The sequence below is a fragment of the Leucothrix mucor DSM 2157 genome (assembly GCF_000419525.1).
GTDB classification, from domain to species: Bacteria; Pseudomonadota; Gammaproteobacteria; order Thiotrichales; family Thiotrichaceae; genus Leucothrix; species Leucothrix mucor.
This window is the reverse complement of sequence record NZ_ATTE01000001.1, coordinates 4800815-4815396: the sequence shown is the minus strand read 5'-3', so window position 1 is coordinate 4815396 and position 14582 is coordinate 4800815. Positions and strand designations below refer to the sequence as shown.

Below are 14582 nucleotides of genomic sequence, written 5' to 3'. Positions count from 1 at the left end.
TAACGCATTAACGAGACGTAGTATCGTTATCCGTTTCCAAGAAGCTGCGTAGCATATCCGATCTGCTCGGATGACGCAATTTTCTTAACGCCTTCGCTTCAATTTGTCGGATACGTTCACGCGTCACATCAAACTGCTTGCCTACTTCTTCCAGAGTATGGTCGGTGTTCATATCAATACCAAAGCGCATTCTCAGAACTTTTGCTTCACGTGGAGTCAAGCTGCTCAGCACTTCACGGGTACTTTCACCCAAGCTCGATGCCGTTGCATTGTCCATTGGCGATTGAACATTACCGTCTTCAATGAAGTCACCCAAGTGAGAATCTTCATCATCACCGATTGGAGTTTCCATTGAGATAGGCTCTTTGGCAATTTTCATTACCTTACGAACCTTATCTTCCGGCATTTCCATCGCTTCCGCCAACTCTTCCGGCGTGCCTTCGCGTCCTTTTTCCTGCAATAATTTACGGGAAATACGGTTCAGCTTATTAATCGTTTCGATCATATGCACTGGAATACGAATAGTACGCGCCTGATCTGCAATAGAACGGGTAATCGCTTGTCGTATCCACCATGTCGCATAAGTTGAGAACTTATAACCACGGCGATATTCAAACTTATCCACGGCCTTCATCAGACCAATATTACCTTCCTGAATCAGATCGAGGAACTGCAGACCACGGTTGGTGTATTTCTTTGCAATCGAAATAACCAAACGTAAGTTTGCTTCAACCATTTCTTTCTTAGCACGACGGGCTTTCGCCTCACCCACAGACACGCTGCGGCTGATGTCTTTAATCTGCTGAATAGACAGACGAGTCTCATTCTCAATGCGGATCAGCTGCTTCTGAAGTTTCAGAATATCATCCGAATACAGATCAAGTGCTGATGCCAATGCAGGCTTCGCAGCCATCACATCAGTCAACCAGCTTTGGTTAGTCTCGTTCTGTGGGAAGCTTGCAATGAAATCCTTACGAGCCATACCCGCACGGTCAATACACAGACGCATGATCTGACGTTCGTAACCGCGAATCTGAGAAATAATCTCGCTAAGCTGTCCACCCAAGTGATCGATAACTGGCTGAGTAAACTTAAATTCCAACAGCTTACGAGCCTGAGCCACGCGAATCTCAGCGTAACGGCTCATGTCATCCGCATCTCTGGCTTCAACCGCTGCGTCATACAACTCTTTCAACTGTAGGAATTTCTCGCGAGCTTCCTCAGGGTCAGGACCAGTGTCGATGACTTCTTCATCTTCATCGTCATCATCACCTGCGCCATCCACATCAACTTCAGAATCATCGTCAGTATCAGGTTTCTCATCACCGTCTTTGTCATCATCGGTGCTAGCCACTTCAGGCTCGGCAACCACTGGAGGTGGCGCTACAACGGCATGACGATCCGCATCCGGATCAACAAATGAATTCACAACATCCGTCAGACGAACTTCTTCCAGCTCGATCTTCTCGAAGCGCTCCAGAACGTATTCTGCAGACCCCGGGAATTCAGCCAAAGATGTTAGAACCTCATAGAGGCCTTCTTCGATACGTATTGCAATTTGGATTTCGCCTTCACGTGTCAACAGCTCAACCGTACCCATTTCACGCATGTACATACGTACGGGATCTGTTGTTCGACCGAAGTCGCTGTCTACGCTACTTAGCGCCGCTGCGGCTTCTTCCGCTGCGTCTTCATCGGCATCAACTGTCTCGTCACCCAGATTCAGACTATCTTCATCGGGTGCCTTCTCAAATACTTTGATGCCCATGTCATTAATCATGCTGACAACATCTTCGATCTGTTCAGGATCGACGATAGTATCAGGCAGGTGATCGTTGACTTCAGCGTAGGTAAGGTAGCCCTGCTCCTTACCTTTAGAAATCAATAACTTTAAGCTAGACTTCTGCTTCTCTTGTCCACTCATGTAACTGAGTTCCCGAAAAAAAGTTAATCGAGTATGATAACACACCAAAGTGCATTACATACATTATTTACCCACCAGACTATCGCAAACAGCATCTCTCACAGCGACTCGATATTATGAGGCTTTGTTTTGTCGCAGCAGAAAATTAACATCGTTTTTTTCTTGTTGCGACAGCCCATCATTTCTATCCTTGTGCAATAAGTTTTCTAGCCGTAGTTCATTAGCCTGAGTACGAATATACCGTAGACAGTCCTGAAACTCCTGTTTCAAAACCTCATCGTCATCACTGCCGGGTTGCAACTTCATTAATTGCAATAACGGCGCCTCAAGATCCGTGTGGCGCCAGCGTTCCAGTAATGACACTGCATTAATATGAGGACTCTCCTCTATAGATTCAATAAGTGTAGCCAATAAATCCGCTCCTGGCAGGCCAGATAACGCAATCTGCTCGGGATTTTCGACCAACCCGACCAACGATGGCTGTGACAGGATGAGCGTAATCGCATACTTAATCGGTGTACGCTGAACTTGTCTACGACTTCCGGGATTAGCGCGCTGTGGCTGGCTGCGCACCGCTTCCGGCTCGGCTCCCTGCCCTCTCAATATTGACCGCTTCTCAACCCCCGTTAAGCGCGATAAATTAGCAATCAGCTGATCTTTTAACAAACTTTCCGGAACTTGCTTTAACAAGCCACCTGCTTCGGTTAAAAATCGAGCCTTGCCTTCATTGCTACTAATATTGAACCGGCTACTTAAACCTTCTATAAAATAACTACTTAATGAGGAAGCCTCCGCATAGCCGGCCTCAAATGCTTCTTGTCCTATACGTCGAACCAGCGTATCTGGATCCTCACCTTCCGGCAAAAACAAGAACCGAATCTCTTTTTCATCACGCAAAACCGGCAAAGCATTTTCCAGCGCACGCCACGCCGCTTCCTTTCCCGCCCGATCGCCATCAAAGCAAAAAATAATCTCTGGCACGGTGCGATAGAGCATTTCAATGTGCTGTCGGGTCGTCGCTGTTCCGAGTGTCGCCACGGCATAACTGATGCCGTATTGAGCCAAGGATATAACATCCATATAGCCCTCAACCACGATCACCCGATCTAACTTTCGCGTAGCATTTCGTGCTTCGTAGAGTCCGTAAAGTTCATTACCCTTATGGAACAGCTGCGTTTCCGGCGAGTTGATGTATTTAGGCGTGTCATCACCCATCACCCGTCCACCAAAGCCAATTACCTGACCTTTACGGTTCCGGATCGGAAACATAATGCGATCACGATAGCGGTCATAACTGCCACCGTTATCTTTGCTAATCGCCAAACCAGAATCAATAATCTGCTGTGGCGAATAGTTTTTCCCGAGATACTTAATCACCGCATCCCAGGATTGTTGTGAGTAACCCAAACTAAACGTTTGCGCGATTTCACCACTTAAGCCACGCTGCTTCAGGTAATCTACTGCTGCAGGGGCTTTTTTCAATTGCTGCTGGTAGTAGCGAGTCGCCTCTTCCATCAGCTCTTCTAATCCTTTGCGCTGCTTCTGTTGTAGCGGGCTGCGTTGCTTAGCCTCCTGCCGAGGCACTTGCATTCCCATTGAGCTGGCTAACGACTCAACCGCCTCAACAAAGTCAAGGTGCTCATACTCCATCAGGAAGGTAATTGACGAACCACTCGCACCACAACCAAAGCAATAGTAAAACTGCTTAGTCGGACTTACCGTGAAGGACGGTGTTTTCTCATTATGAAAGGGGCAGCACGCCTGATACTCACGACCATGCTTTTTCAGAGGCACACGTGCATTGATCACTTCGATGACATCGCTACGCGCCAATACCTGATCGATAAAATCCTGTGGAATCAAACCCGCCATAAACCCTGATTACTCAATTAATTATTGTCGCCGTCAAAAAAGCCCGTAGAACGAATGCATTCTACAGGCTTTTTTATTTCGATGAGATAATTCGTTTAACGAGGCAGCACAGTGCTTCCCATTAAGTACTCATCAATTGCACGAGCACATTGACGGCCTTCGCGAATCGCCCAAACCACCAGCGACTGTCCACGACGCATATCGCCTGCGGCAAATACCTTATCTAAAGAGGTATGATAAGCCTGCTTGCCTTCAGTTTCACCCTTCACGTTACCGCGAGGGTCTAACTCAACACCCAGCTGCTCAATCATGTTTTCATGAACAGGATGCAGGAAGCCCATCGCCAAGGTCACGATATCCGCTTTAAGCTCAAACTCTGAGCCTTCCACTTCATTCAGTTTCCACTGACCCTTCTCATCTTTTACCCACTCAACATGGACGCAAGCGATGGCTTTTACATTGCCCTCACCGTCATCAATGAATGACTTGGTCGATACTGAGAACATGCGCTCGCAGCCTTCTTCCTGAGAAGTCGAGGTGCGGAACTTGTTTGGCCAATCAGGCCATACCAGCTGCTTATCTTCATGCTCAGGTGGCTTCGGCATGATCTCTAACTGAGTGACCGACAGCGCGCCGTTACGGGTTGAAGTACCGATACAATCAGACCCTGTATCACCACCACCAATGACCACTACGTGCTTACCTTCGGCTGAAATCACGTTCTCACGAGCATGTACGCCCTGAACCCACTTAGTATTGGCTTTCAGGTAATCCATCGCATAGTAAACGCCATTCAAGTCACGGCCCGGAATTGGCAAATCACGTGGCTTTTCAGAACCACCGGTCAATGCAACTGCATCGAACTCAGCCAACAAGTCACTCGTGCTGATATCTACACCGACACAGGTGTCAGTACGGAACTCAACACCTTCAGCCGCCATTTGCTTCATCCGGCGATCCAGCAATGATTTATCCAGCTTAAAGTCTGGAATACCAAAGCGCATCAATCCGCCAATACGAGACTCTTTTTCAAACAGCACCACGTGGTGACCAGCTCGCGCTAATTGCTGCGCCGCCGCCATACCCGCAGGACCAGAGCCGACAACCGCCACTCGCTTGCCTGATTTTATTTGCGCAACTTCTGGCAAAATCCAACCATTTTCAAAGCCTTTATCAACAATTGCGCACTCGATAGACTTGATCGTGACTGGTTCACTCGTCAGGTTTAAGGTGCACGACTCCTGGCAAGGTGCCGGACAAATACGTCCGGTAACCTCTGGGAAGTTGTTGGTGCTGTGTAGCACATCAACCGCTTCCTTCCATTTGTTGTTGTAGACCAAATCATTCCAATCCGGAATCAGGTTATTCACCGGACAACCGTTATGGCAAAACGGAATACCGCAATCCATGCAGCGAGCGCCTTGATTATTCAGCTCTTCATCGCTTAACGGAATGACAAACTCTTTAAAGTTAACCACTCGCGTTTCGACAGGTGCATAGCTTCGGTCTTTGCGTTCTATCTCTTTAAATCCTGTTACTTTTCCCATTGCAAATTCCTCTATTAAGCAGCTTCTTGGCGTTTTTTCAATACGCGTAGCGCATGGCGATAATCCGTTGGCGTTACCTTCACAAACTTAGTGAGGTAATGATCCCAGTCGCCCAAAATTTCTTTGGCCAACTCAGAGCCAGTGTATGCATAATGATTCGCGATAAGCTTCTTCAAGCGCACCTCATCAGCCTGCATCGGATCACTAACCAACTCATCGGGTGTATCGCTATCGACCGTTTCCAGCTCAACCATCTGCTTGTTACAGCTAGCGGCAAAACTACCGTTGCGATCCAAGACGTAAGCAATACCACCTGACATACCCGCTGCGAAGTTACGTCCGGTCTCACCCAAACAAACAACCACACCACCGGTCATGTACTCACAACCGTGATCACCAACACCTTCTACAACGGCTGATGCACCGGAGTTACGAACACAGAAACGCTCACCAGCAACACCGCGCAAATATGCTTCACCACTAATGGCTCCGTATAACAGCGTGTTACCAGCAATGATGTTTTTCTCAGCGCGGCCAATTTTGGCATCTTCCGGCGGATAGATCGCAATACGACCACCGGACAGACCTTTACCCACGTAGTCATTACCTTCGCCACATAGCTCCAGTGAAACACCTTTTGCTAACCAAGCGCCGAATGACTGACCAGCCGTTCCGGTTGCTTTGATTTGAATGGTGTCATCTGGCAATCCAGCGTGACCATACTTCTCAGCGATACGACCTGACAGCATAGTACCAAACGTACGGTTATGGTTGCGGATATCGATATCAATCGACACCTTCTCGCCATTTTCCAGTGCCGGTGCTGCCTGCTTGATCAGCTCATTATCCAATGCTGCATCCAAGCCATGATCTTGCTTTTGAGTCCAGTAGATATCTTTTGCTGATTTAGCAACAGGCTTAGTCAACAAGCGAGTGTAATCCAGACCTTGTGTTTTCCAATGCTCAACGGCAGTACGCATATCCAAACGATCAGACTGACCAACCATTTCATTCACAGTACGGAAGCCCAACTGCGCCATGATTTCACGCATTTCTTCAGCAACATAGAAGAAGTAGTTAATCACGTGCTCTGGCTTACCCGTAAAGCGCTTGCGCAGCTCAGGGTCTTGCGTTGCCACACCAACCGGACAGGTATTCAGATGACACTTACGCATCATGATACACCCTTCAGCAATCAGCGGCGCCGTCGCGAAACCAAACTCATCCGCACCTAACAAGGCAGCAATCACGACATCGCGACCAGTACGCAGACCACCATCAGCCTGTACACAGATACGGTTACGCAGTTTGTTTAGCACCAATGTCTGATGTGTTTCCGCCAAGCCGATTTCCCATGGAGAGCCAGCATGCTTGATAGACGTAATTGGCGATGCACCCGTACCACCCTCGTAGCCAGAAATGGTCACGTGATCCGCATGCGCCTTAGACACACCCGCCGCAACCGTTCCAACGCCGATTTCAGATACCAGCTTCACTGAGATGTCCGCTTTAGGATTCACGTTTTTAAGATCGTGAATCAACTGCGCCAAATCTTCAATCGAGTAGATATCGTGATGTGGTGGCGGTGAAATCAAACCAACGCCTTCTGTTGAATGACGGACCTTTGCGATGCGCGCATCAACCTTATGACCAGGAAGCTGACCACCTTCACCGGGCTTCGCACCCTGAGCCATTTTGATCTGGATCATGTCGGAATTCACGAGGTATTCCGCCGTCACACCAAAACGACCAGACGCAACCTGCTTAATTGCAGAGCGCATTGGATTCATCTTGCCATCTGGCATTAGCGAGTAACGCTCTGGCTCTTCACCACCCTCACCGGTATTTGACTTACCACCAATCTGGTTCATCGCTACCGCTAAGGTTGAATGCGCCTCATGCGAGATACTACCGAATGACATGGCACCGGTTGCAAAGCGCTTCACGATATCTTTTGCAGACTCAACTTCATCCAATGGAATCGCTTTGTCGGCAAATCTAAACTTCATTAGACCGCGTAAGGTCAGCAGCTTTTCAGACTGCTCATCGACCAACTTACAGAACTCTTTAAACGTCTTAGGATCATTACCACGGACTGAGTGCTGCAATTTAGCAATGGTTTCCGGCGTCCAAACATGGCTTTCACCACGGACACGGTAAGCATAATCACCACCGATATCCAGATGCTTAGCAAAGCGCATGCGGTTACCAAAGCCTTGTGAATGCAGTGCAACCGCTTCTTTAGCCACTCCATCCAGACCAATACCTTCAACGGTTGTCTTGGTACCGGTAAAGAACTCATCCAAGAATGGAGTCGATAAACCAATCGCATCAAAAATCTGCGCGCCACAGTAAGATTGGTAGGTTGAAATACCCATCTTAGACATGACTTTGCGAAGGCCTTTGCCAATCGCTTTAATGTAGTTAGCGTGCGCCTTACCAACCGTCATACCCGGCGCTAAATCAGCCAAGTTACGATCGATTGTTTCAAACGCTAACCAAGGGTTCACCGCTTCCGCACCGTAACCGGCTAAGGTCGCCACATGATGAATCTCAAGCGCCGCACCCGTCTCAACGACCAGACCGGTTTCAGTTCGCAATCCTTCCTGAATCAGATACTGATGAACTGCTGAGGTTGCCAACAATGCTGGAATCGCCAAACGCTGTGCACTTACCGCACGGTCTGACAGGATCAGGATATTGTAATGACCCAGAACCGCGTTCTTCGCCGCTTTACATAGATCATAAATCGCTTCGCGCATGCCCTCAGGGCCTTTAGACGCGTAGTAAGTAATGTCCAACGTTGCCGTCTGGAATGCATCACCCGCATGATCATGAATATGACGAATACGATCTAAATCTTCATTACTTAAGACTGGCTGAGATGACTCAAGGCGCATGTGCGAGCCAGAGTTATCATGTCCCAACAAGTTTGGACGAGGACCAATCAAAGTAATCAACGACATAACCACTTCTTCACGAATTGGATCAATCGGCGGATTGGTTACCTGCGCGAAGTTCTGCTTGAAGTAGTTTGATAGATGACGCGAACGATCTGACAGTACGGCAACCGGACTATCCGTCCCCATTGATGCCAAACCTTCTTCACCACCGTTCACCATTGGATGCAGTAAGAACTTAATATCTTCCTGTGTGTAACCGAAGCTTTGCTGAGTTTTCAGCAAGTCTTTTGGCGTCAATGGTGGCTTTGGATTCGCTTTGCCAGTCAGGTCAGACAATTCAATCTGGCCTTTATCCAACCACTCTTGGTATGGATGAGCATTGCTTAGCTCGTTCTTGATTTCTGTATCGGTAACGATGCGGCCCTGCTCCATGTCGATCAGGAACATTTTACCTGGCTGCAAACGCCATTTTTTAACAATCTTATCTTGAGGGATATCCAATACGCCCATCTCAGACGCCATTACCACCAAATCATCATCGGTGATTAGGTAGCGCGCAGGACGCAGACCGTTACGATCCAACATCGCGCCAATCTGGCGACCATCGGTAAACGCAACGGCAGCAGGACCATCCCATGGCTCCATCAAAGCAGCCTTGTATTCATAATAAGCACGACGCTTAGGTTCCATTGCGCTAGAGCTATGGCTCCATGCTTCCGGAATCAACATGGTCATCGCTTGAATCAGTGTGTAACCACCGGCGATTAATAATTCCAAAGCATTATCAAAACACGCTGTGTCTGATTGACCTTCAGGAATCACTGGCCAGATCTTTTTCAGATCATCGCCCAACAGCGTGGACTTCATTGAGTGGCGACGGGCAGCCATCCAGTTAACGTTACCGCGATTGGTATTGATCTCACCATTGTGAGCCACCATGCGAAACGGATGTGCCAGTCCCCAAGTCGGGAATGTGTTTGTGGAGAAACGCTGATGAACCAGAGCCAAAGCGGAAACAACGCGCTTGTCTAATAAATCTTGGTAATACTCACCAACCTGCTCAGCCAACAACATCCCTTTATAAACGATGGTGCGGGTGGACATGGAGTTGATGTAAAAATCTCTGTAACCCGGAACCTGATTTTCTCTGATTCGGGCACTCACCATTTTATGGATAACGAATAACTTACGCTCTAAGCTTACTTGATAAGTGATCGCATCCGCGCCGGTAATAAATACTTGACGGATGAAAGGCTCAGTCGGCTTAACACTCTCACCTAAGTCTGAACTATCAACCGGCACATCGCGCCAGCCTAATACTCGCTGACCTTCTTCGGTGATGGCACGAACAACTTCATCTTCCAGTGCCGCACGTTCGTCAGCGTCTTTTGGAAAGAACAGCATACCAACGCCGTATTCACCAACAGGGGGAAGTTTGAAATCAACAACAGCGCGAAAAAATGCGTCAGGAATCTGCATTAATAAACCAGCACCGTCACCTGCTTTGGGGTCAGCCCCAACCGCACCACGGTGAACAATACGTTTAAGAATAGTCAGCCCTTGTGTAACAATGTCGTGGCTCTTTTCACCCTTAATATGGGCAACAAAACCAACACCACACGCGTCATGCTCATTGGCCGGGTCGTAAAGCCCCTGCCGTTCAGGCAATGATCCTAAATGCATACAGTCCTCGCTAAATGATTGAATCGTATGAAAAACCCCTCTCACAACGATCACGTAAAAAAATGGCCGATTAGTATATCAGCGTTTCGGGATTTGTGGTGAACTGCGGAAAATCTCAATACACACTATTAAGCGCCCTGTGGGAACAGGGGATTTTCGGCTAATTCGGATAGCCGCAAAATACCATACTATGAGGGATAGTTGGTACCACTATTTTCCAGCACTGGCCCCATAATGAAAACTCATGACCTTATGCTGAAACAGAATCTGCTTACTGTTCCAACAACCTTGGCATGATCTCAACTAAGTTGCAAGGACGAGTGCGATAGTCCAGCTGGGCAGAGATTAGCTTGCTCCAACCGTCTTTGCAGGCACCGGTAGAGCCCGGCAAACAAAAGATGAAGGTACCATTTGCAACGCCAGCGACTGCACGAGATTGTAGCGTTGAGGTAGCGATTAATTCATACGACAGCACGCGGAACATTTCCCCAAAGCCATCAATGGTTTTATCAAACAGGGGAACAAGTGCTTCAGGTGTACCATCTCTTCCGGTTAGGCCTGTACCACCTGTTGTAACGATTGCCTGAACCTCAGGATCAGCGATCCATTGCGACACCACTGACCGTAGCTGATAGCGATCATCTTTAACAATTTGCTTGTCATAAAGACGATGGCCATCAGCCTCCAATAACTTAACTAAGGTTTGGCCGGACTTGTCATCTGCTTCAGTTCTGGAGTCAGAGACGGTTAGCACCGCCAAATTTAATGGGATAAACGCCCGCTTTTCATTCTCCATCACTCAACCTCCGCAGTTTTTTAAACTTTAATCTTTTTCGTCAATCCAGCTCATCTGAATCGCTTCGAGAATCTTCTCATTGGAGCGCTCAGGATCATCCTTAAACTCTTCCAACTCAGTAACCCAACGGTGCAAGTCTGTAAAACGAACGTACTGTGGGTCTACATCCGGATGCGCTTCATCTAAGGAAATAGCGATATCCAGCGTATCTGTCCAAGTTAATTCCATGACCTACTCCTTAATGGTTCTCAGAAACCATATTAATCGTATATTTCGGAATTTCAATCACCAGATCTTCATTCTTCACACAAGCTTGGCAGCTTAGGCGTGAATCAGGGTCAACGCCCCAAGCCTTATCCAGATAATCTTCTTCCAGATCAGTGGCTTCAGCTAAAGAATCAAAGCCCTCGCGGATATGCACGTGACAAGTTGTGCAAGCACAAGACTTCTCACAAGCGTGTTCAATTTGGATCCCGTTTTTCAGCGCAGCATCACAGATACTGGTGCCGGCATCAGCTTCGATCACTGCGCCATCTGGGCACAGGTCTTCATGCGGTAAAAATATAATCTGTGGCATAAGGTTTATCTCTCAAACTCAGTAATATTATGACCGGACATGGCAGTTTGAATATTGCTGTCCATGCGCCGTGCTACGTAAAACTCTGCGGTGTGCTCAAGCTGCTTGATTGCCGCTTTAACGGCCTCGGCATCATCACTATTGCGGGCTTCCGCTAATACTGCGCGAGCTGCCAATAAGGTCTGCTTTTCTTCAGCCGTTAACAATTGATCCGCATCGGCAGCCATTGCGGCATCTAAAGCCTGCATTGAGCGGTCTGCTTCAACTTGCTGCTCTCTTAAGCGGCGTTGCTCAACATCCGCTTTGGCATTTTCCATGGAAGCACGAATCATCGACTCGATTTCCCCATCGGACAAACCATAAGAAGGCTTCACCTCAACCGCAGCGCGTACACCGGTTGATTCTTCTTCCGCCATGACACTCAGCAAACCATCGGCATCTACTTGAAAGGTCACTTTAATGCGAGCCGCACCAGCGACCATTGGTGGAATTCCACGCAATGCAAACTTGGCTAAAGAGCGATTTTCTTCAACGGTTTCACGCTCACCTTGCAGCACGTGAATGGTCATCGCAGTTTGGTGATCTTTAAACGTCGTGAACTCTTGTGCGCGAACGATTGGAATCGTGGTATTTCGGGAGATTACTTTCTCAACCAAGCCACCATACGTCTCAAGCCCTAGTGACAGCGGGGTAACATCCAGCAACAGCATTTCGCTATCGGGTTTATTACCGGCCAGTACATCTGCTTGTATGGACGCGCCAATGGCGACCACTTTATCCGGGTCAATATCAACCAACGGCGGACGCTCGAAAAACTCACCCACACGCTGACGAACTAATGGCACACGGGTAGACCCACCCACCATCACGACTTCAGCAATTTCTTCTTTCTCAACACCCGCATCACGCACTGCGCGGCGGCATGCCATCAGCGTCTTTTTCACCAGCGGCTCAATTAAGGTATTGAACTGATCCAGTGTTAAATTGCCTTGCCAATCCGCCAGCGATACCGCGACTTCTGAAGCATCGGTCAATGCCTCTTTCGCACGACGCGCTTCAATCATTGCATCACGCAATAATTGTGCATCAGGCTCAGCTTGCTGATCGATGGATTTTAGTAGCCATTCAGCGATGACATGATCAAAATCATCACCACCCAGTGCCGAGTCGCCACCGGTTGACATCACTTCAAAAACACCTTTATTTAAGCGCAATAAAGAAACATCGAAGGTACCGCCACCCAAGTCATAAATTGCAATGACTTGATTATCAACTTCTGCTTTTTGATCCAAACCATAAGCGACAGCGGCAGCAGTTGGCTCGTTCAATAAGCGAAATACATTTAAGCCCGCAAGGCGTGCGGCATCTTTAGTCGCTTGGCGCTGCGCATCATCGAAATACGCGGGCACGGTAATCACTGCACCGGTTAGCTCGCCACCCAAACTTTCTTCGGCACGATCTTTAAGCGCTCTTAGAATTTCAGCAGAGACTTCAATCGCGGTGACGTTACCGGAGCGTGTTTTGATTTGCGGAACGGCGCTATCACCTTCGACAAAGCGATAAGGCAACTGCCCGCCTAAAGTTTTGATTTCACTGACTGCACGACCGAGCAAACGCTTGGCTGAGGCAATCGTGTTGTGAATATCCAAGCCAAGCGCTGCTTTGGCCTTATCACCGACGATAATACTACCGTCATCCATATAACGAACGACCGAGGGCAGTAAATGCCGACCTTGCTCATCCGGTAGTGTACTGGCTTCGCCACTGCGAACAGCGGCGACTAACGAATTCGTGGTTCCCAGATCAATTCCGACCGCGAGCCTATGCTCATGCGGTGCGGTAGACATTCCGGGTTCAGATATTTGTAATAATGCCATGCATCAACCTTTAGCTTGCGTCATCTTCCAGCTTTTCTTCAAGCTGCTTAATTTCGCCCATCAATCGTTCAAAAAACTTCAACTTCAGCACAATCTGCTTCGCATCATCCAAGTTGCCCGCGTCAAGATCTTCAACAAAATCCAGCTCTAAACCGGATTGCTCAGCTCGCACACTTTTAGACAAGGCATCAATTGCATCAAATGGATCATCAGCTTGAGATACTTGCTCCAAAGCTTCGCGACGCTCCATCTGAGCCATCAAAAAAGCCATATCACTGGTAGTATCGCGCTCATCATCAAAGTCAACGCCGGCTAGTTCGAGCAAATAACGTGCCCGTAAGCGTGGCTGCTTTAGCGTATCCTGAGCGGTATTGATGAAGCTGGTAATTTGCTGGGCGATACGGCGCTGCTCATCGGTGCCACTGGCAAAACGATCGGGATGGTGTTTTGCCTGAAGCTCGCGAAAAGCGCTAGCGAGTTTAGCCTTATCCAGTTCGTACTGAACCGGCAAGCCAAATAACTGAAAGTAGTTTTGCTTAAAATCGATCGACATGTGAGTAATCACTATTTCGGGGGCAGAATGAGAATGAGCCGATTGATAACCGGCTCATTGGAAGGGTACTACAGATGTCGCTTAAACGGTGAAACTCTCACCGCAGCCACAAGCACCCGACTCATTCGGATTGGTGAACTTAAAGCCTTCATTCAGGCCTTCACGTGTGTAATCCATCACCGTGCCATCCAGATAAACCAGACTTTTCGGATCAACAATCAGGCTCACACCATGGTCTTCAAACACTGTATCGTGCTCATCAACAGCATCTGCGAATTCCATCACATAAGCCATTCCTGAGCAGCCGTGCGTTTTAACACCCAAACGCAAGCCGACACCTTTGCCTCGCTTTTGCAAAAAGGAACTAACCCGATCTGCTGCGGTTTCAGTTAAGGAAATTGCCATGGTTACACCTCGTCACACGTTTCTATCAGCCGAATTACTGCTTACTCTGAAAATCATCAATTGCTGCGCGAATGGCATCTTCTGCCAGTACTGAGCAGTGAATTTTTACCGGTGGTAATTCCAGCTCATCAGCAATATCAGTGTTCTTAATTTCTTTTGCCTGGTCCAAAGTCTTGCCTTTAACCCACTCTGTCAGCAAGCTAGAAGATGCAATAGCCGAACCGCAGCCATATGTTTTGAACTTAGCATCTTCGATGATGCCATCAGCACCTACTTTAATTTGCAGACGCATAACGTCTCCACAGGCTGGCGCTCCAACCATGCCCGTTCCAATCGCTGCATCTTTTGCATCGAAAGAACCAACATTACGTGGGTTGTCGTAATGATCCATTACCTTATTGCCGTATGCCATATCTATATCCTCAAAAAATTCGTCAGTTGACTG

11 protein-coding genes are annotated in these 14582 nt (G+C 48.1%); all 11 read right to left on the bottom strand.

Annotated features, from left to right (window positions below; translation table 11 throughout):
• Nucleotides 1-7: 7 nt before the first annotated feature.
• The gene (rpoD, locus tag LEUMU_RS0122090; RefSeq protein WP_022954479.1) at nucleotides 8-1924 is read right to left on the bottom strand and encodes an RNA polymerase sigma factor RpoD; all 1917 of its coding nucleotides are present in this window, start codon (nucleotides 1922-1924) and stop codon (nucleotides 8-10) included.
• 114 nt (nucleotides 1925-2038) lie between these two features.
• Nucleotides 2039-3796: a DNA primase gene (gene dnaG / locus LEUMU_RS0122085; protein ID WP_022954478.1), complete on the bottom strand. Its 1758-nt coding sequence runs from the start codon at nucleotides 3794-3796 to the stop codon at nucleotides 2039-2041.
• Between the two features lie 95 nt (nucleotides 3797-3891).
• Nucleotides 3892-5343: a glutamate synthase subunit beta gene (locus LEUMU_RS0122080; RefSeq protein ID WP_022954477.1), complete on the bottom strand. Its 1452-nt coding sequence runs from the start codon at nucleotides 5341-5343 to the stop codon at nucleotides 3892-3894.
• A 14-nt stretch (nucleotides 5344-5357) separates the two neighbouring features.
• Nucleotides 5358-9929 (bottom strand): glutamate synthase large subunit, encoded by a 4572-nt coding sequence (gltB, locus tag LEUMU_RS0122075; RefSeq protein WP_022954476.1) that lies wholly within the window; start codon nucleotides 9927-9929, stop codon nucleotides 5358-5360.
• Between the two features lie 271 nt (nucleotides 9930-10200).
• Entirely contained in the window at nucleotides 10201-10725 is a 525-nt protein-coding gene (gene moaB, locus LEUMU_RS0122070; protein ID WP_022954475.1) for a molybdenum cofactor biosynthesis protein B, read from the bottom strand.
• A gap of 27 nt (nucleotides 10726-10752) precedes the next feature.
• A complete protein-coding gene (iscX, locus tag LEUMU_RS0122065; RefSeq protein WP_022954474.1) occupies nucleotides 10753-10953 on the bottom strand; it encodes a Fe-S cluster assembly protein IscX in 201 nt (66 codons plus the stop codon).
• Nucleotides 10954-10963: 10 nt separating this feature from the next.
• Complete coding sequence (gene fdx / locus LEUMU_RS0122060) at nucleotides 10964-11302, bottom strand: ISC system 2Fe-2S type ferredoxin (RefSeq protein ID WP_022954473.1); 339 nt, start codon at nucleotides 11300-11302, stop codon at nucleotides 10964-10966.
• Nucleotides 11303-11307: 5 nt separating this feature from the next.
• Complete coding sequence (hscA, locus tag LEUMU_RS0122055) at nucleotides 11308-13179, bottom strand: Fe-S protein assembly chaperone HscA (protein WP_022954472.1); 1872 nt, start codon at nucleotides 13177-13179, stop codon at nucleotides 11308-11310.
• A 10-nt stretch (nucleotides 13180-13189) separates the two neighbouring features.
• The gene (hscB, locus tag LEUMU_RS0122050; RefSeq protein ID WP_022954471.1) at nucleotides 13190-13732 is read right to left on the bottom strand and encodes a Fe-S protein assembly co-chaperone HscB; all 543 of its coding nucleotides are present in this window, start codon (nucleotides 13730-13732) and stop codon (nucleotides 13190-13192) included.
• An 81-nt stretch (nucleotides 13733-13813) separates the two neighbouring features.
• The gene (iscA, locus tag LEUMU_RS0122045; RefSeq protein WP_022954470.1) at nucleotides 13814-14137 is read right to left on the bottom strand and encodes an iron-sulfur cluster assembly protein IscA; all 324 of its coding nucleotides are present in this window, start codon (nucleotides 14135-14137) and stop codon (nucleotides 13814-13816) included.
• A gap of 34 nt (nucleotides 14138-14171) precedes the next feature.
• A complete protein-coding gene (gene iscU, locus LEUMU_RS0122040; protein ID WP_022954469.1) occupies nucleotides 14172-14549 on the bottom strand; it encodes a Fe-S cluster assembly scaffold IscU in 378 nt (125 codons plus the stop codon).
• Nucleotides 14550-14582: the final 33 nt, after the last annotated feature.